The organism is Enterococcus sp. AZ171 (assembly GCF_051714005.1).
GTDB lineage: Bacteria > Bacillota > Bacilli > Lactobacillales > Enterococcaceae > Enterococcus_B > Enterococcus_B pernyi.
This window is the reverse complement of sequence record NZ_JBIORA010000001.1, coordinates 2,409,907-2,429,442: the sequence shown is the minus strand read 5'-3', so window position 1 is coordinate 2,429,442 and position 19,536 is coordinate 2,409,907. Positions and strand designations below refer to the sequence as shown.

At 33.3% G+C, this 19,536-nt stretch carries 11 protein-coding genes and 3 pseudogenes; 9 read left to right on the top strand and 5 right to left on the bottom strand.

Going from position 1 to position 19,536, the window contains the following annotated elements; genetic code table 11:
- The first annotated feature begins 39 nt into the window (after positions 1–39).
- The 4 genes from IGJ49_RS11790 to IGJ49_RS11775 are packed head-to-tail and all read left to right on the top strand — an operon-like array spanning position 40 to position 6,186.
- Entirely contained in the window at positions 40–1,044 is a 1,005-nt protein-coding gene (locus IGJ49_RS11790) for a DUF916 and DUF3324 domain-containing protein (RefSeq protein ID WP_438723567.1), read from the top strand.
- A gap of 6 nt (positions 1,045–1,050) precedes the next feature.
- Positions 1,051–1,542, top strand: a complete 492-nt coding sequence (locus IGJ49_RS11785) for an LPXTG cell wall anchor domain-containing protein (RefSeq protein ID WP_438723565.1) — start codon at positions 1,051–1,053, stop codon at positions 1,540–1,542.
- The gene (locus IGJ49_RS11780) at positions 1,535–1,741 is read left to right on the top strand and encodes a hypothetical protein (RefSeq protein WP_438723563.1); all 207 of its coding nucleotides are present in this window, start codon (positions 1,535–1,537) and stop codon (positions 1,739–1,741) included. Before IGJ49_RS11785 ends, IGJ49_RS11780 begins: the two co-directional genes overlap by 8 nt.
- 53 nt (positions 1,742–1,794) lie before the next feature.
- Positions 1,795–6,186, top strand: coding sequence for a putative mucin/carbohydrate-binding domain-containing protein (locus IGJ49_RS11775; protein WP_438723561.1), 4,392 nt, complete (start codon positions 1,795–1,797; stop codon positions 6,184–6,186).
- A gap of 147 nt (positions 6,187–6,333) precedes the next feature.
- Here IGJ49_RS11775 and IGJ49_RS11770 read toward each other — a convergent pair.
- Positions 6,334–7,719: pseudogene (locus IGJ49_RS11770) on the bottom strand (IS1182 family transposase).
- A gap of 379 nt (positions 7,720–8,098) precedes the next feature.
- Here IGJ49_RS11770 and IGJ49_RS11765 point away from each other — a divergent pair.
- Positions 8,099–9,115 carry a hypothetical protein gene (locus IGJ49_RS11765; RefSeq protein ID WP_438723559.1) on the top strand — a complete coding sequence of 339 codons (1,017 nt, stop codon included), beginning with the start codon at positions 8,099–8,101 and terminating at the stop codon, positions 9,113–9,115.
- A 1,596-nt stretch (positions 9,116–10,711) separates the two neighbouring features.
- On the top strand, positions 10,712–11,251 hold the full coding sequence (locus IGJ49_RS11760; RefSeq protein ID WP_438723557.1) for a hypothetical protein: 540 nt from the start codon (positions 10,712–10,714) through the stop codon (positions 11,249–11,251).
- 1,257 nt (positions 11,252–12,508) lie between these two features.
- On the opposite strand, the pseudogene IGJ49_RS11755 reads toward IGJ49_RS11760, so the two are convergent.
- From IGJ49_RS11755 to IGJ49_RS11740, 4 genes and pseudogenes are all read right to left on the bottom strand, one after another.
- Positions 12,509–12,814, bottom strand: a pseudogene (locus IGJ49_RS11755) (transposase); the annotation flags it as partial.
- A 24-nt stretch (positions 12,815–12,838) separates the two neighbouring features.
- A protein-coding gene (locus tag IGJ49_RS11750; RefSeq protein ID WP_438722996.1) for an IS3-like element ISEnfa3 family transposase occupies positions 12,839–14,178 on the bottom strand; the annotation gives its coding sequence in 2 pieces (ribosomal slippage) (positions 12,839–13,737 and positions 13,737–14,178; 1,341 coding nt in all).
- A gap of 55 nt (positions 14,179–14,233) precedes the next feature.
- Positions 14,234–15,225, bottom strand: a pseudogene (locus tag IGJ49_RS11745) (ISL3 family transposase); the annotation flags it as partial.
- Between the two features lie 169 nt (positions 15,226–15,394).
- The gene (locus tag IGJ49_RS11740) at positions 15,395–15,655 is read right to left on the bottom strand and encodes a hypothetical protein (RefSeq protein ID WP_438723555.1); all 261 of its coding nucleotides are present in this window, start codon (positions 15,653–15,655) and stop codon (positions 15,395–15,397) included.
- A gap of 519 nt (positions 15,656–16,174) precedes the next feature.
- Here IGJ49_RS11740 and IGJ49_RS11735 point away from each other — a divergent pair.
- The 3 genes from IGJ49_RS11735 to malX all read left to right on the top strand — a co-directional run bounded on the left by IGJ49_RS11735 (position 16,175) and on the right by malX (position 19,527).
- On the top strand, positions 16,175–16,885 hold the full coding sequence (locus IGJ49_RS11735) for a glucosamine-6-phosphate deaminase (RefSeq protein ID WP_438723553.1): 711 nt from the start codon (positions 16,175–16,177) through the stop codon (positions 16,883–16,885).
- Between the two features lie 191 nt (positions 16,886–17,076).
- A complete protein-coding gene (locus IGJ49_RS11730) occupies positions 17,077–17,868 on the top strand; it encodes a MurR/RpiR family transcriptional regulator (protein ID WP_438723551.1) in 792 nt (263 codons plus the stop codon).
- Between the two features lie 90 nt (positions 17,869–17,958).
- Positions 17,959–19,527, top strand: coding sequence for a maltose/glucose-specific PTS transporter subunit IIBC (malX, locus tag IGJ49_RS11725; RefSeq protein WP_438723549.1), 1,569 nt, complete (start codon positions 17,959–17,961; stop codon positions 19,525–19,527).
- The last annotated feature ends 9 nt before the right edge of the window (positions 19,528–19,536 follow it).

Genomic DNA, 19,536 nt, shown 5'->3' with positions numbered 1-19,536 from the left:
TACTAAGTAGAAAAAGAAAATGATGAAAGGAAAAATGAAGTGAACAAGATTTGGAAATTCGTAAGCTTGATCTGCTTATTGTTTTCTTTAGGAACTCAGTCAGCAGCTGCTGGGGAATTAGGAGGGTACACCATTGAAGGTGTACCTAATCCTAATCAGCTTGATCCTACTCTCGGTTACTTTTATTTGCATGAAGAGATAGGTGCAAGTGATACAGTCAAGGTGAAATTGATCAATACTTCTTCTGAAGAAAAAATACTATTTGTAAAACTGACCAATGCGGCTACGAATAGTAATGGCTTACTTGATTATACTGGGGGATTGCCAGAACATACTTCATTGAAGTACTCTTTAACTTCTCTCGCAGAAGTTAGTCAAAAAGAAGTAACTGTACCACCATCAAGCGAAGTCGAAACAGAAATCAAACTAACGATGCCTGAAGAGAAACTACCTGGCGTGATTATTGGTGGCATCGTAGTTTCTGAGAAATCAACAGAAAATCAAACAGCTGAACAGATTTCCTTAGAAAATAGATATAGTTATACTTTAGGATTAGTTCTTACAAATGAAAAAAAAGTAGATATAAATAAGCATATTTCCGTCGAATTAGAGAGTACTCAAGCAAAACTAGTAGATGGGAAAAAAATTGTTGAAGCAAATTTTTTAAATCCACACCCATACATCTTTGCAGATGCTCAAGTCCAAGGAACGGTCATCAATAAAAAAAATCAAAAAATTATAAAGCAGGTTACAAATGAATCTGTGAATATTGCTCCATATTCAGTCTATCCTTTTCAACTAGATTGGCAAAAAGCGAACTTAAAGCCTGGGGTATATATATTCAAGGGGGAAGTATCAGCAAATGGAAAAAACTGGACATTGGAAAAGGAATTTACAATCAGTAAAAAGCAGGCAGATACATTAAACAAAAAATCTGTTTATAAAGTGACAATCCCAGAGTGGTTGCATATTGCTTCTTATGGAACAATTGGTATGAGTATACTAGGAACTGTTTATTTGATTCTGAGAAAAAAAGTGAGGTAGATTAAGATGAAAATAATTATTCGGTACATTTTACTAAGTAGTTTCATGTTGCCAATGCTCACAGTCCAAGCTGACGCAAGTCAAAAAGCAGAGACTGAAGTCGAAGTGACCTTTGTTCGTCCCATTAAACCTAATCCAGACCAACTACCTGGAGGAGGACATGTGGAAGAGAGTAATGGAACTACAGGGAATAAAGAAGAAGTAGACATGTCATCAAATGAACAAACTACAAGTTCTTTGAGTACATCTAATACTTCTTCAACTAAGTTTTCCGACCCAAATAGAGAAGAAATTGCTTTGACAAATAAGACTCAAAATGTCAATAATTCCTCTTCAATAACGAAAAACTATCAGCCTAGTCTCGCATCGCAAGCTTCAAATTTTCCTGAGACAGGTACAAAAATCAATGAGTTATCAAGATGGATAGGAGGTATTTTACTAATAGTTAGTGCTTTATTATGGAAAAAGCAAAGAAGGGAGGGGCATAAAAATGTATGAACAACCAATTTTATTCTTAGGAATAGGAGGCTGTTTACTAATTGGAAATATTTTTCTATTACTTAGTGACTACAAAAATAACTTGATAGTCAATGAAAGTAAGCGAAATCTTTACATCAATGCGTTAGTCCTTATTTTAGTGATAGCGACGGTTGTTCTTGGAATTATCCATCTTTTTATGATCAATCAGCAATTATAATTGATGTGTGAGACTCTGGAGAAAATAATCTGGAAAAATAAAGAGGGGAAAAAATGAAAAAAAAATATAAATCAATTGCATTATTTGCCACGGCAAATTTACTTATATCACCTGTTATTACGACATATGCACAAGAGAGTTTAACTAAACCTGAGCTGACGATGACTGAGGAAGAAGTACCTCAAAAAAAAACTGACCTAATAACAGCGACTACCGAGAGTGGCTCAAATGAAGGAAGCAATCAACTGACAGAAATGTCAAATTCTGAAGAGCTAGAAGCAAGTTTAGACTTACCTGAAAAAGCAAACATAAAAACTATTGATCAAAAAGATACGAGCGATACGGATAAGGAAACAGCGATTGATGTCGTTGAGCAAGGGGGGATAATAAATAATAGTGAGGCAATAGACAATGGACTAACAAACAACAATGAAAATGCAACAGAAACCATCACCTTTGATTTCTTAGGTATAGGTGATCGAAATTTTGGTACACTACAATTTACGAAAGAGGGGAAGCTACTACTAACACTAAAGGGTGGACAAGCCCACTCTGTCTTTGGAACAAGCACATATGTATCTCTGAAAGTAACAAGTCAAGGAACTGAAACCTATACGAAAGTCATTAAAGGGAATGATTGGTTAGCAAATCAAACAGAAGAAATTCCTTTTAAAGAAGGCGATCAACTCACAATTTATCATGCTGAACCGAAAAATCGTTTTGTGGTATCAGATACAAATTTTAAATCAAAGGACGTCGATATTAAAACTTATAATTATAAGTTAGTAGCCAATTATACCTTGGAGAACATTACGGATAGTGTGTATTTAAATGAACAAGTACACGCTCTTTTTAAAAATGAAGAAAAAATTGAATTATCAGAATCAGCCAATCAAGTCAAAATCAATGAATTGAAAAAAAAATTGATGGAAGGTGACTATAAAATAGAGGAACATGAAAAGCAAGAATTGCTGCAATTGTTAGAAAAAGCGCAACAATTGATAAATCAATTAGGAGAATTGATTCAAAATAATCAGATTCTAACAAAAGAAATTTTTATGTTACCACAACCTACCCACCTCTTAAAAGAAGGTCGGCAAATGGCTGCGTACCATGACCGTCAAGATTTAGGGATTGTATTAGAAGGCCAAACGCAGATTCAGATACGACAAGCCAATGATCAGTATACAGAGAATGTGACATTACGTTTGCTAGGAAATGATTCCAAATTAGAAATGTCTAAGTCAATTTCTAATGAGTGGACAACGATCGATGTAGCGACTTCATTAGTCCCATATATTGAAACACCTTATTTAAATACAAAAACGAATGAAAAACCAAAGATTGAACTAAGAGTTGTTCAAGGTGTCGCTAAACAAATCCCAACTTATGAATCTCAGATGTCGGTTGATGATTTCTTGGCTAAATGGACTCAGAGCAAAACTAGTTTTGCTGTTGTCAAAGGACGAAAATTCCAAATGTTGATTCCGGTGAATGATTTCAACACTGTTAAAAGTATTGATCTGCCTAAATTAGTTCATGAGTATGATAATCAAGTTTTCCAATTAATTGACGAGCTAACAGGACTAGAAGTCAATAGTTCAGATCCAATTCATGAAGAGGAAAAACAACGCTATTTTATCAAAGCCGATGCTCACGGTGCTGGTGAAGCATACTATGGAGGGAATTGGACAGCGCAAAATTCTACCAGCTTAGATGCGTATCTTTCAATCGATTGGTTACCAATTCATGAAATTGCACATGGGTATGAAGTACCAAGTAAAGAAATGGGTATAGTAGATGTATTAAATAATGTTTACGGTACGTATTATCAACAAAAATATTTGACCAATTTTATTAAAGATAGCTGGCTATTTGGAAACAATAAACAAGGTTTAATAAATAATGTAAAAACGAATGTATTAGAAAAGCATATTGGCTATAACGAACAAGGCTATCATGAAAAACTTCTTTTATTTATGATTTTGGTAGAACGTTTAGGTCAACAAGGTTTTGCTGAATTTAATAAGTATCATCGTAAGTTAGCAAATGAAGGGAAAACGGTAAATGACCTAGTACAATTATTTATAGAATTTGGATATAAATATCAAAAGTATAATTTGGTTCCATATTTCCAATTATTGGGATTAACAGTTAATGATCAAACAGCAAATCAGTTCTTGCAAAATGATAGTCAACCGGTGGCTCTCGTAACTCAAGTGGTTCCAGATAACCAAATAGAACAAGCACTTCAAACACTAGGGTTAACGGGTGATCTCGATTCGCAACTGACATTGGTTACAAATCAAGAAGTACAAAAATTGAATTTAACGAGTCAAGTAACTATTAAAATAAAAAATAGTGACTTGCTTCAAAATAAGTCATTACGCTTAAAAAATGGTCAGGAAGTTGTCAAAGAAGTAACTGTAAAAGGAGATCAAGTCATTATTGAAAACATGCCGAATGGCGTGTACACGATTGAAGCAAGTGATGGGCAGATTATTTTTGATCAACAGTATCTCTATGTAAAAGAAGATGGTATAGTTGAAATCACCGCAATTGATAACTATATTTTAAATAGAGTACAAGAACTTTATGAAACGAAAAAATATACGACGTTATCACCTGATTTGATGCAAGAGCAAATTGATCAGGCCATTGAATTAGTGGCTGAATTAGCTGATGGCCCACGAAAAGAAGCGAATATAGAATTAATTGAAAAAGCTCAAAATATGTTCAAACAATGGCTAACAAAAGGCTTAGCCGATGCAACATTTGGACGTATCCGCTACTTTGAAGATGGAACCAACCGTTTCGTCTTTACAACAAATGGCAGCCAACCCCATTCTTATTATGGAGATTCTGTTTATTTTTCTCTTAAAATTCAAGAAGAAGATGGAACAGTGCTATACGATCGTAAAATTAAAGGGACTGAAAATCTGACGAATGAAAGCTTACAATGGACCTTAAAACCAGGCACGGTGATCACAATGTCTCATGTTGAACCAAGTCGTTTGCATTTAAATGATGATCAGTTAAAACCGATACTAGGGCAAGTAACGATTAATTATAAAATTGACGAATCCGGAAAAATTTCCAAAGTTCAACAGGATTGGGATTATACTGAAACTGATAATTATGTTATTTTAACAAAGTATATCGGCACGTCTAAAGATATCGTGGTTCCAAAAATGATGAATGGCTTACCTGTGCAATTAAAATCGATTAATAGCAATGTGTTGCCAAAAGATATTACGAGTTTTTCGATTAGCCAAGAAGAAGCTGGTAGCGTTGCTTTACAAAATAAAACGTTGAAAAGTGCCTTTGATACATTCCCAAATTTGACGAGTGTTGATCTTAGAGGATTAGATACAGCTGGGGTCAAAGATTTTTCACGAATGTTTTCGAACTGTAAGAAACTGGTGAATGTTGATTTAACTGGTATTGATACGAGTGCAGCAACGAATATGAATCGAATGTTTAATGAATGTGATAGTTTAGAAAAAATTGATTTGTCAAATTTTGATCTAAATAATGTGACAGATAACAATTACATGTTTTTCGTTTATAGTAACAAGCCACTAGTTGTAGTTACCACAGATGAAAAATTATTGAATTATTCTTTTACTACGGATCATCGAGTACCACATGCTTACCCACGATTAGATGCTAACGGTGGTACCTTTAAAGATACTACGATGAATACACCTACAGTCAAGCAATATTTGACTTCCTGTGCGGTGACGAGAGAGAACATTCAGTTAGAAAGTTTTGAAGCATTTAAAAAAGCAAATGTTCCTGTACGGTCAGGATATGAGTTTAATGGTTGGAAAGCAAAGCAAACAAAAAATGAAGGAACTGTGCTTGATTTATTAAATACGATTTATACCGCTAGCTGGAAAGAAGCTTCGATTCATTCTACTAGCGATAATCAAAAAGTAGAGTATATTTATGATTCATTTGGAATTGCTTATTTTCCTAAAAATTTTGAAACAAATGCTACGATTCTAAAGAAAGAAGGCGAACAAAGTATTCCAATAAAAAAAAGGGAATCTTTGAATGTAGGGGTTTTTGATAAGCGAGCAGTTTATAGTTCATGGACATTGACGGCCAAATTAAATTGGTTAAGTCAACCAATTGTTGGAGCCTATATCCAGACTACGAATGAGACAGGTAAAATAACTAAAAATATAAATGATGGTTCAAAAGAATTTAATGCTTTGACCGATCTTAAAGAGCTGTCAGGTAATCCAACAGTTACTGGCGAGTCAAACGCAAAAATTGAGACAGTTTCTTCAGTAGTAATGAGTGGTGAAGGTTCAATGATGGACGGTGTCTATGATTACAATTTGGAAGACGTCACGCTAGAAATCCCTGCTGTTGAAAAGGTAGCAAAAGGAAATTATCAAGCAACGATTGAATGGAACTTGACTTCTGCTCCGTAACAAATAATAAAGCAAAATGCTAGTTTATTTCTTAATATAAATAAAGATAAAATTGTTTTAAACAGGAAACCAGAAAAACCAAAAGTAGCTTCTACTACTTTTGGTTTTTCTAGCTTCTCAGACTGTAGACCAAAAGGAGTGGCTTAATTACCAAGTACTTTTTATTAGTCTTTGTAGAAATTTGAAATAAAAAGCCATAGGCTTTTTTGCTTTCCATAGCCATGAGGCTAGTTTTTTTAAATTCATGGCAGCAAACGTAAGCATCGTGTGCGTGGCGACTTTTTCGAGACCTCGATATTTTGTCCAACGCATACCATGCTTTTCTTTTGCATCTGCAACTATTCGTTCAATAGTTTGTTTTCTCTTTTTATAAATTTCTCTATTCAACGCCGTATGGCGTTGGTGTTCAAGTTCATCCATAAGATCCGCCCAAACATGTCGAGTTACTATTTTTTGATGTTTTGTACTCAAAGTACAGTTTTTAAGTAATGGACAACTCCTACAGAATTTTGGATTTGATTTATAGGTTCGATAACCATCACGAGTGATAGTTGAAAATAACAACGGTTGATTATTGGGACATAAATAGCAGTCAAAATAGGCATCATAAACAAAGTCTTTTTTACGAAACATTCCTTTTACTCCATGAGGTACAGTATATGGAAGAATCGGGTAGAGTTTCAAGTGTGACAGAAAATGAACAAATTTAGGCGTCTTATATCCTGCATCAGCGACAACGCGCTTTATATTTGGAAAAGTTCTTTTCGACTGTTTAAGCAGATCGATTGCGACTTGGCTCTCATGTCCATTTCCTGGTGTAATTAATGTAGATAAGATAAAACCGTTATCTTCACAGGAAGTATGCGCAGAATAAGCATATTGTTTTTCTCGTCCACCTTTAACATAGTAGCCACGTTCTGGATCTGAATGACTTATTTTTTGAAGACTCAACTCACTTTCTATGTCCACGTAAAAGGACGTTTTCCTTCAGCAATATGTTCTTTCTTTATTTCATCTTCTAATTCATCTTAATAAGCTTTAGCTTGACCATAGTGTGAACTTATGTTTATTAGCATTTGCCTTAATATGAGTAGAATCAATATAAAGATTGTCTTCCGTAACGAAGCCAGTTTTTACAGCTTGTTCTAGAATATGAGAGAAAATATCTTCAAATAAAGTTGTTTCTCTAAATCTTCGAACATAGTTTTTACCAAAAGTAGAGAAAGGCGGGATAGGATCCTCGAATGAATCACCTAAAAAACAACGATAAGCAACATTTGTTTCAACGTCTTTAATGGTCTGTCTCATCGAACGGATACCAAATAAATATTGGATAAATATTAATTTAATTAAGACCACTGGATCAATACTGGGACGATCATAGGTCGAATACGTAGATTCTACAATAGGATAAATGAAATCAAACTAAATCGCAGCATCAATCTTTTGAACTAAGTGATCTTTAGGCACAAGATCATCAATTATTAACATAGCAAATTGATTTCTACCTTCAATCGATTGTTTTCTCATCATTAGAATCACTCCAGAATAGTTTATACAATGAGTATAAAAAAAACTGCGCACAACACTCCAAATTTAGGAGTTTGTTTACAGTATGGCTTCTTTTACTAGCATAAAAAAGAGTTTTGCAGAGTATTCAAGGGTTCTGTTGGTACGTATTTTTATGAATGAAGAAAATAGCCTTCAATATATTTTAGTTATTTATTGGTTGGTTATGAAAACAAGGTCCCTAAAAAAAAAAAAAAAAAACTAAAGTGATAAAAACTACTATTATTCTTTTTTTTTGTTCTTTTTATAAAAAAGTGAAAAACGATGATAGACAGAAAAGTTCTCCTTTTCTATAATCTCACATTGGTAACAACATTTACATGCTTTAAGAAAGGTGAATATATTGGATACAGTTATTAAAAATCAATTAGTTAAATTTTATGCTAATACAGTAGAGCTCAACTTATTAAGAAAATCAAATCAGCGAAAGATGATTTTTCTTTTGGACGCTTTTGAACATGGCCAAGCTCCATCAATAAAAAAATTACCTTTGCAGATTAAAGCAAAGGATATTGAAATATCTTTACGTTTTGCGGATCAATGTATGGAAGAAGTATTACAGATAATCAATCAAAATCTATATACAGGGACTAATAAAAATAAGTTGAGAAAATTAGTAAATCAGGCAACAAATCAAGTGACAGAGCGAATAATTGATCGAAACAAATCTGGGTTAAACAAATTGATGGCGTCTTACGATGTCAATCAGTTACATGCTAATTTTGTGAAAGCGAAGCTTTCTCCTGGTGAAATACAAAATAAAAGCAAAGAACAAGTAAGTGAAGTGATAAAAAATATAACACAACAATTAGAAAAAGCTCTCTTTTATAAAATATCTTTAAAGACAATCAGTCTTAATCTCCCGCTTTCAAAACAAATTTCCTGTCATAATATAGCACTGAAATATACTTTTAGTGATTTATTACTTTATAAAAAGAAATTATATCAAATTAGACGATTGACTTTATTAGAAAAACTAAAGACTTTGGAGGAATCATCTTCCCTAAAAACTCATACAGATAAATTTTTCGGAAAAAAAATGAATCATAAGAAAGTTATATCAGAAAAGAAAATAAAACAAAAAATTGCTAAACAAATCAAACAATTAGAAGTTAAAGAAGATAAAATTAAGAAAAAGCTTGTTCTCGCGAAGTTCCCATCGGGAGAAATTTCTGAGAAAAAGAAAACAGAAATCAAGGAAATACAAAAAGAAATCCAACTATTTAAGCTAGAAAATTTTAAGAAAGTTAGACTAAGTAAAAAAATAGATCAAGCAAAATTTACTTCGAAAGAGGGATATTATGGATTAATCAAGGTGCCAACTAATTCGTTCGTACATGAATCTCCAATAGTTAGATAAGTTATAGGTTGATTGAACAATTTATTCGTATGTTACTCATTTAAATTATACTGGAGCCATACAGAAAACAAATTTTATAAAAATAAAAGAGCAAAAATAAAATGAAATAAAAAAATGCACATTTTTTTGAAGTTCGTTCATGATAGGGTCAATGGAAAATAGAAGCCGTTAATTTTTGATAATTATAATTGGAAAAACGATTTTTACTCAATTACAACAAGTCATCAAAGAATTTTCACAGAAATACTATTTGGATAATTAAAAGAGTAATAAGAAAAGGGGAGATAAAGAAGTTGCTATTGGTTCCCCTTTGAGAGCGGACTATTTTTTGACAAATATTATGTAAAAAATTGAACTTATCATTGATTGATGCTCATACATGAAATGACTAGAGAAATTGAGAAGGAGCATCATACAAAAATTTAAGTGACGTATAAGGCTTACTTATAAATTTGTGGGTAATTTATGTAGCAAAAAAAGCCTATTATAATAGGATATCCTAACTAGTGGAATGAAGTTGTTAAACGTATATGATTAATGATATCATTTATGATATCATTTATGATAAGTATGGAACATATCGGCTCTTTGACAAATAGTATTGTAAGTTCAAATTGAAAGAAATTCATTGAGAATCAATCAAAGCATAACTACGCTTCGATTGGTTCTTTTTTGTTCTGTAAAACTAAACCTTGAAATTAGTAAATACAGTCATAGAAATGGAGTAAATTACGATAATTCTAAGCGACACGTTTAATGATTTTTGATTTAATTGTTTTTCCCTTCTAATACTCGGTTAATGTAGAATACTAGGAAGTATTTTCTATAATTATTTAAGTATGTAAGTTTCTTACGAAATCACTCAGGAAGTTGTATTTATAAGGTATCCCCCCCTCGAAAAAGCATTCCCCATCTGTTTGTTTACTGTTTATGAAGAAGAAATTAACAAGTATTATAATCCTACTTAAATGTGGAGAAATAGGTTAGCTTTATCAACAAAAGCTTTTTTAATTATCGATCGCTAATTATGTAATAATTTTTCGTTTCAAACCGACAGAAATCAAACAATTTCTATTGAATAAAGAAGTTTCAGCCAAGAAAATTGACCACACTCTTTACATAGAAATTTAGTTTTTTTAGACTTTAGACAAAGAATCAGTAGGATTTGAATCGTGGGTTCGTGGGTACCATATTTAGTCGCGAGTCCTTCATTTTTGATATCCACATTCTGGACAATAGGAGCGGAATCTAAGCGTCCATGAATCAAGATGAAGGTAATGATTTCTTCTTTCTTTTCAGACAGCCAATTTGTAGAAAAAACGATTTTTTTATCGGTTAAACTAAAGAATTTTTAGTATGATAATCCATGGAGATTTACTTTCTTGAGAGAGTTTGCTTTAGACGACTTGATTTTATCAACTTGGCTCTCCCTTTTTCTATTTTTTTGCAAGCCTAGCTATTATAGAATCTTTTTTTAGTATATTTATTACCGGAATATTCAATAGCTAGTAAAAAATGAATCGATTCCTTTTTGTTGACTATTTCTGTCATATAATTAACGTAAATCAGAAACAGAAATGTTAGGAGTGTTTCCATATGGGAAAATTTAGTCAATTAGTAAGTTATTTAGATCCACGAAAAAAACATAATGAAACAGAACGTCCGCAAAGAAAAGAAACGACAGTTAGCTATAGAAGAGAAGATGAAGCTAAAGTGATGACCAGACAACAAAAAGAAGAAACGTGCAAAATGTTGCTAGCAGCAGCTCAAAAAAGTCAAGAAAACCGAAGAAGACATTCTCCAAGAAGATTAGAAGAAAAAGTTCAGACAGTAACTGTACAACCTGAATCCTTTGAGGTAACTTATGCAGATCTTGATTTGAACGTGCTAAGAACAAATCCAAAACCACAAAATAAATTACCAGAAACGATTTATGCAGAAATTAAAGGAACATCTAGCCCAAGACAGACAGAACCGATTTATGAGAATCTTAAGGAGATAGCTTCACCATCACAAGAACATCTTTATGAACAAATAGAAAAAAATTCGTTGGTAGATATTCGAACGAGAAGAGGTAATTTTAGGGACTATTCCAAGCAATCTGATTCATCAGTTAGAATGACACATGAGCGTTAATGTGTATAAAATAAAGAGAGAGTAGAGAATATTGTTTTAGTTATCTTTTAGAAATTCTTGTTGTGCTGATCTGAATTTCATAGTGAGATATTATTGAATAGAAGGAATCTCGTATTATTTACCAACAAACGTTTTCTTTTTTACTTTATGTAACAGAATTTTTGTCTAGTATTATTATGAGACAAAATTTCTCGTCATCTACAAGTTGTGAACATAGCTTCTTTTTTATATTGTTAGATTAGTAGACTTTAAGAGTAATTTAGTTGTGTGATGGTTTATAAGTTGTACCATCATTTTGTTTATAATAACAATTAACAGATAAGTCTGGATAGTCTTTTTGAAAGGTTAATCCGTTGCTTTTCTAAAAAAATGCGCATGAAACAGACTTTCACTATAAAATACGGCTAATTTCGTGAATAAGTTAGTTATCAGAATAATCACAACGAATGAAAGACAAAGAAACGCTAAAAAATTTCTTTTTTGTTCAGTTGCAATCAGGTATTTCCATTTGCAGTAGTTAAATCTAGCGACAACAACATAGTATTGGTTAATAAAAGCTGCATTTTTTTCAGCGACAGCTTTTATAAAAAGTATACGTACGGAAGAAATATGTTAGCATAGAATAAACGAATAATGGATCAAATTATAGTTTCAGTAAGCAATCTATCAAAGTTGAGTAAATATCTTAGGTGAACGCACATTAGGTAATCAATCTGCTTGCGAGTATTTTGATTGAATTTCTCATAAAGATATCATTAAAGTAATATCTAATTCTTTAAACACATAATTACGGATAAATTATTATGATGTTTTGGTTAGTTCACTGTAATGTTCATTGACAGAGAGAATGTTAATCCTAAAAAAAATACTTCAATCAAGTTTGTTTTTAAACTATTCTAGTAGAATGTACTTAAGTTTTGCTTTGAATTCGGTAAGTGGTCTTATATACGTTTATTGATTCAGTAAAAAATTATAGAAAGTCATTGTCAAAATGAAGAATAAAATGCTTATTATATTCAGATCAAATTTCTTTTCTTTAAAACAATGTTACCATAAATACTGAGTCTTTGAGTTTATTTAATAACTAAAATGAAATTTTAATAGAAAAGTGATCATAGGGTAGAGTATCTAAGAGAAATATATCCAAATTAGAGGAAATAATCACTGTTAAATGAGGCTCATTGTCAATAAGGACTGATGAGTTGCGAAAAATTAAATCTGGGTCAAAATGAACCTCATTCTGGCTCAGATTTTTTGTTATCTAACTTTGATTAATTGATTGGTCAAAAAGATTCTAATTTTCATGTTCTCAAATGATTTAAATCCGTAGGATACTCGTTTCATTGTTTTTATGTGGGTATTTTTTGCTTCTATTTTTCCATTGGAGTAAGGATAAATCATCGCATTGGCGATGCCTTCTTGGTAAGTCAGAAGGTTTTGAAGTTTCTCACGAAAGCCGTCATTTAACGTTTCAGGAAGTTCTGCTAATAAGGAGAAAAACAAGTCAGGGTCTTTGTCTCGAAAAGCATCAACTAATTCATGGAAAAAGGGATACGCCTCCTTTTGAACTGAACCCCAAAAGTTGAACTATTTAATGGACTGTTTCCGATATTCTACTGGAGATAGTCCATTTAACTTTAGTTTTATTCTTTTGTTATTATACCATCTAATATACTCATTTAATTTACTTTGAAATGTCTCAATTGATCGGAATTTTTCTCGATAAAAAAACTCTGATTTAAGCACACCAAAAAAATTTTCTATTACAGAATTATCTAAGCAATTTCCTTTTCTAGACATGCTTTGAATAATGTTATTCTCTTTTAATTTTTTTTGATATTGTGGCATCTGATACTGCCATCCTTGATCTGAATGTAGAATCAGTGAACCCTCAGTTCCCTTTTTTTTAATTGCTTGTTGAAGCATTTCTTCAATCAGTTTATATGTTGGACTAGTTGATATACTATAACTAATTATTTCTCCGTTAAATAAATCAAGTATAGGAGATAGATAGATTTTTCTTCCTTTTATCTTGAATTCAGTGACGTCTGTCACCCATTTTTTATTGGGTGTATCTACTGAAAAATTTCGTTTTAACACATTCTTGGCAATTTTTCCTACTGTTCCTTTATAAGATTTATATCGCTTTATTCGGATTTGACAGGTAAGTCCCATTTGGGACATTAATTTTCTAACTGTTTTATGATTGATTGTATATCCTTTCATCTTTAACGCTAAAGTGACTCTACGATAACCATAAGAGTTTCTTGATTCTTTTACAATCGCTGTAATTTCTTGCTTAATCTTGCTATATTTATCTGGCTTATCTAATTTTTTTACCCAGTAATAATAAGTTGACTTCGCTAATTGTGCAATTGAAAGTAATAGATTCAATTTAAATTCTTTTTTGAGCTGAAGGATTGTTTTAACCTTGATTTCTTCTTGCTCAAATCTTGTTCTTGAATCAAGGTTTCTAACTTTTTTAAATATGCGTTCTCTGCTCTTAAACGAATAACTTCTTCTTCAAGAGACTCATCTTTAAGTTTTTTAGGAATGTTTAGCTTGGAATTCATACTAATTTTTCTGCCCCTTTTTTGGCTCTCAAGTGAAGAAGAACCGTCTTCTTCATATTGCTCTATCCATTTACTTAGAGTTCTATTTGAACCGATATTAAATTTTTTAGCAGTTTCTTGGATAGAAAGACCATTTGTTTCCATATATTCTATAACATCAAGTTTAAATTTTGTAGTGTAGCTTTTGCCACCTCCAACCAAGCCTTCCCAACCATGATAGTTATAAATCCTTACCCAATGTCTAACCAGTGTACGATTTATTTGATATTTATGTGCAAGATATTTGTAGCCGCCTTCGTTATTTAAATAGTCTGAAACTACTTTTTTCTTAAAATCAAATGTATATTTCCGCAAAAAAAGCACCCCTTTTAATTAGATTTCTAGTCTAACTTTTGGGGTGCACATCATTTTTTAGGGGCGTGGAAAATCTAAGCAATCGAGCAATCATCATTGCTTCAGTAAGAAATGGGTATTTAGGTGCTCGGAAACTTTTCCATGTTTTATATTCATAGTGGTTAATGTTTGCACGATTTGTTAGCAGAAAGCGCCAGTTCTTTTTCAGTTTTTCTGCATGGCTTTTCTGTCCTGCTTTACGCAGTTCATTCATTTCACGGATACGTAACTCATTGAAAGCTTGATTCACGTGTTTGCTAATATGAAACCGATCAATCACTACTGTCGCATTTGGCAGAACGCGTTTGGTGAGTTGGAAGTAGGCGGTGTTCCTGTCTGTGACTAAGAATTTTACTTCTTTTGGATTGGTGCAGCCTAAGAAATAGTTTGTTAATCGAGGCAATTTACGCGTAGGTAAGATATCAATTAAGTTACCTGTTTCTCCATCCGCGCAAATAAAGATTATTTTATCTTTTATGGAAGTGTGCGAACGAAATTCATCAACCATCCATACTTTGGGGAGAATCCTCTTAGTGGGCTTTAGTAAATAGCTTTTAAACTCTTTCAATATACGAATAACGACGGTCAAAGATACCTGACAACTTTTCACATTAAAAGATAAAGAGACTTTTTCAGTCAGTAAAGAAGCAATTTTATATCTGACAGGATCCGCAATTGAACGTCTTGGGCGGACAAAATAGCTTTGAGCAGTCCAATGGGGACGACAGTTTTACAGGTATAGCGTTGCTTTTTTAAGCGTATAATCATTGGCATAGGATTGTATTGTTCAAAGCGGACAATGATTTCCTTCTTTCCATTTTTCAACACAATTGCTTTCCCGTTTCCATCTACCACAGTAGAACCACAACTTCTACAGAGACGAGAATCAGGTGAGAGAATAGCATGAATGATCAATGTCTTTTCTTTATGAAAGATCTCGTAAGAGAACTCAGTAATCATCAACTCTTTATCTATTAATCTCAGCATTTTTTTGATAGAATCATTCATATAGCATATCGTCCTCTCAGTTGTTTATTTTGTGGTGATTTAATCATACTAGAGTCAATACTTAAAATGAGAATGGGACTGAAGATTCAATTTTGATTCTTCAGTCCCATAAATTATAGAGCCTTAAATGATTGTTTCATCTAATCTTATCTAATAAGTTGAACGTTATTTAGCCAATAGCAAAATTTAAAAAAATAAAGTAAAAAATTGGTAATAAATTCACTAAGCTACCAATGACACAAGTTATACGTAAATAACTATTTGATAATTTTATAAAACCAATAATAGCTAAAATCGTGCCGATAAAGCCTAAAATAAATATTGGAATGACACTGGTTAAACCTAATGTAAGGCTTGCATCATCAACAAAAAATAAAAGATTTACTATAAGACCTAATACTACACTAACCATACCTGAATACTTTATCATTATTACTCACTCCTTATATTATTTATAAAATAATTATAAGTGATTTTTTATCACACAAGATAAATAATCATTTTTTTATCATTATAAAAATAAATGAAAGAATTTAAAATAACAATAAAAATGATAAATGCTTAGATTGTAACTGAGTAGTATCACATGAAAGTAATTTAGTTAAGTTTCTCTCCATTTAGTTAAAACTGACTGTCCTTAATATAGAATTTGTAAATCGTATGTTAAATATGTAGTGAAAAATTTTTATAGCAAAATAAATGCAATAAATAGTATCACTTTTCATTATGTAATTTTCAAGAATTTTATTTATAAATTGTTTATGTATTTGTCTTCGATTGATAATACCATAGTTTGAGTTACACCCTCATATGAGTAATGAAACTTGTTTTTTGTGAGGGAAAGTATATTTTTTATTAGTAAAATTGTCACCACGCAAGAAAACGCAACCGCAAAAACGCTCCCGCACTATTATACTTTAACTAAATGAGTGAAAGGAAGTGGACAGCAATGGATTTAGTGATTGCAACAGATTATGAAACGCTTAGTGAAGTGACAGCGGGGATCGTCTTGGAAAAAATGTTGAAGAAAAAACGAGTGAATTTGTCTTTGACGACAGGAAATTCGCCTAAGATGGCGTACGAGATTTTAGTGGAGACGCTTAGTAAATTACAGATGGATACATCGATGATCCATTATTATAATTTTGATGAAGTGGCATTAAAGGACAAGCAGTATGGTCTGACTATGTCAGGACTGAAAGAAGCCCTTTATGATCCTATAGGGGTCGCTACTGAAAATATCCATGAACTGACTATTGATAATTATCAAGATGTGGATAAACGAATGGCGCAAGCGGGTGGATTGGATCTAGTCTTGATGGGGCTTGGTGAAGATGGTCATTTTTGTGGAAACATGCCTGGATATACGGATTTTAGTAAGGAGACTTATAGCATTCCAGTCATTCCAGGAGATCAGATGTATGAATCGTTAAAAGAACATCTGGGAGAAGAACCTGGTGATTACTTTGTGACATTTGGGCCAAAGACGGTCATGGCAGCGAAACAGTTAGTATTGATCGTTAACGGGGAGCATAAAGCAGAGATCATCAAACAAGTGATCGAAGGACCAGTAACAGAGCAGATTCCTGCATCGATCTTGATGACTCATCCCGATATCACAGTGATTTTAGATGAAGCAGCTGCAAAATTATTAAAATAAATAGTCATATCAATGGATTGTTTCAAAGAACAACACAGAATCCACGAAAATCATATTACCGATTTTTGTGGATTTTTTTGCATGTCTGAATTTAACTGTAGACTCGTTTTCCATCGTATTCTCCGGTAGAATAGATAAGAAAACAGACCATATCGTTCATTGGCGAAAAACTGCCAGAATAGGAGAAAGAGATGAATCAGTTTTATAAGAGAATCCAATATAAATTTTCTGAATTAAATCAAGTGGAAAAAAATATCTTAGTTTATTGTTTGCATCAATCAAGAAAAGTTTCCTCCATGACAGCCGAAGAATTAGCGAGTGAAACATTTACTAGCCAATCGACTATTACTCGAATGGCAAAAAAGCTTGGCTTTAAAGGATTTCAAGAATTTAAGTTTGCCCTTAAAAGTTACCGGTCATTAGAAGAAACGAGTGGTTCTACTGATGTGTCGGATGAATTCAAACCATTGATCAATGAAATCCTTCGTCAGTTTACAGAGACGTTAGAAAAAATCGAGCCGAAACAAATCGATCGCGCAGTCAATATGATTAAAGAAGCACAACGTATTGAACTGTTTGCTGTAGGGCAAAGTATTCCGGTCGCTGTTTCCCTGAATCGAAAATTGCATTTTCTTGGTAAAAATGTGGGGCATTCAACCGATTGGGACGAATTGCTAGCAGTGAGTAAACAACTAGGAGAAGGAGATCTTGCTATTTTTATTAGTCATAGTGGGGAAACATTAGGAATGCTCGATTATGCTAAACGACTAAAGGAGCGAAATGTTCCTCTGCTATCTTTTATTGGTCAACCGACAAGTTCTTTAGAAGAATTGTCGACGGTCGCATTTATTGCAGAAATGTTGACGATCTATCATCAGAATATTGATTTGAGTCCAAGAGTTTCAATGGATATCTTGTTAGATATTTTGATGATCCATTATGCGAAACAAGTCATTTCTCAGAATGGAGATTCTAATTTATGAATGCCCATTCTACATGGACAGGAAGTATTGCAACCGCCTTTGTCATCGCTTACATTTTAAGGGTAAGAAATAGAGTAAGGGGGAAAAGGGATGCAAAAAGGGAAGAAAGCAAGTTGGATGGAGATTTTTCAAGGGTTAGGCAAAACGTTCATGTTACCAGTCGCACTGTTAGCTTTCATGGGATTGTTCTTAGGGATTGGGAGTGCGTTCTCCGCTGAATCAGCAATTACTGCTTTTCCATTTTTAGGTGCTGCTTGGTTACAGGTGATGTTTCGCTTTATGTCGACGATTGGTGGCTTTGCTTTTAGCTATTTACCTGTGATGTTTGCCATGGCGATTCCTTTAGGCTTAGCACGTAAAGAAAAAGGCGTGGCTGCTTTTTCTGGGTTTGTTGGATATGTAGTGATGCAAATATCGATCAATTTTTATTTGCAAGAAACGAATCAATTGGCAGCAAGTGAACAATTACGTGAAGCTGGTCAAGAAATGGTTTTTGGTATCCAAACATTATCTATGGGTGTTCTGGGAGGGATCATTGTCGGGCTAATCGTTTATCAGCTCCATACGCGATTTTATCAATTCCAATTACCAGATAGTTTTGCCTTCTTTTCAGGGACACGTTTTGTACCCATCATTACTTCAGTAACTTTAGCAATTGTTGGCGTGTTGATTCCGATGGTTTGGCCACTTTTTGCCATGTTGATCACTGGGATCGGAAATTTGATCCAACGCTCTGGTGCATTTAGTCCGTTCTTATTCGGTTCTGGAGAACGACTCTTATTGCCATTTGGCTTACATCATATTTTAGTATCGATGATCCGGTTTACAGAAGCTGGAGGAAGTCAGGTCATCAATGGGCAAGAAGTCTTTGGCGCACTAAATATTTTTTATAATGAATTGCAACAAGGATTGGCGATTTCACCGAGCGCCACTGCTTTTCTTTCACAAGGAAAAATGCCGACATTCATGTTTGGCCTTCCCGCAGCGGCTTTAGCGATGTATCAAACCGCAAAGCCAGAGAATCGTGCAAAAATCAAAGGATTATTGATTTCAGGTGTGATTGCGACTTTTGTAACAGGGATCACTGAACCAATCGAATTTCTCTTCTTATTTGTCAGTCCTCTCTTATGGGGATTCCATGTGTTGATGACTGGTGCCGGATTTATGGTCATGAGTTTGTTGGGCGTAACAATCGGGAACACCGATGGCGGTATCTTAGATTTTATTATTTTCGGGGTCATGCAAGGGACTTATACTAAATGGTGGTTAGTTTTACTTGTGGGTGCCTGTTGGTTTGGTATCTATTACTTTACATTTAAAACGGTGATTTTACGCAAAAACTTAAAGACCCCTGGACGTGAAGAAATGACTGCTGAGACAGAATATACAGACGAAGAAGTATCATATAAAGGAAAAGGCACAGTTGATGCACGAGGAATCTTGGCTGCTTTAGGTGGTGCTGAAAATATCACTTCTTTAGATAATTGCATCACACGTCTAAGGTTAGTGGTGAATGACGGATCGATCGTTGATGATGACCGACTGAAAAAATTAGGTGCATTAGGCGTGGTTCATTTGGATGATACGAATGTACAAGTCATTATAGGAACAAAAGTGACGACTGTTAGAAATCAACTGGACGACATCTTGTTGTTCTGAAATCGGGAG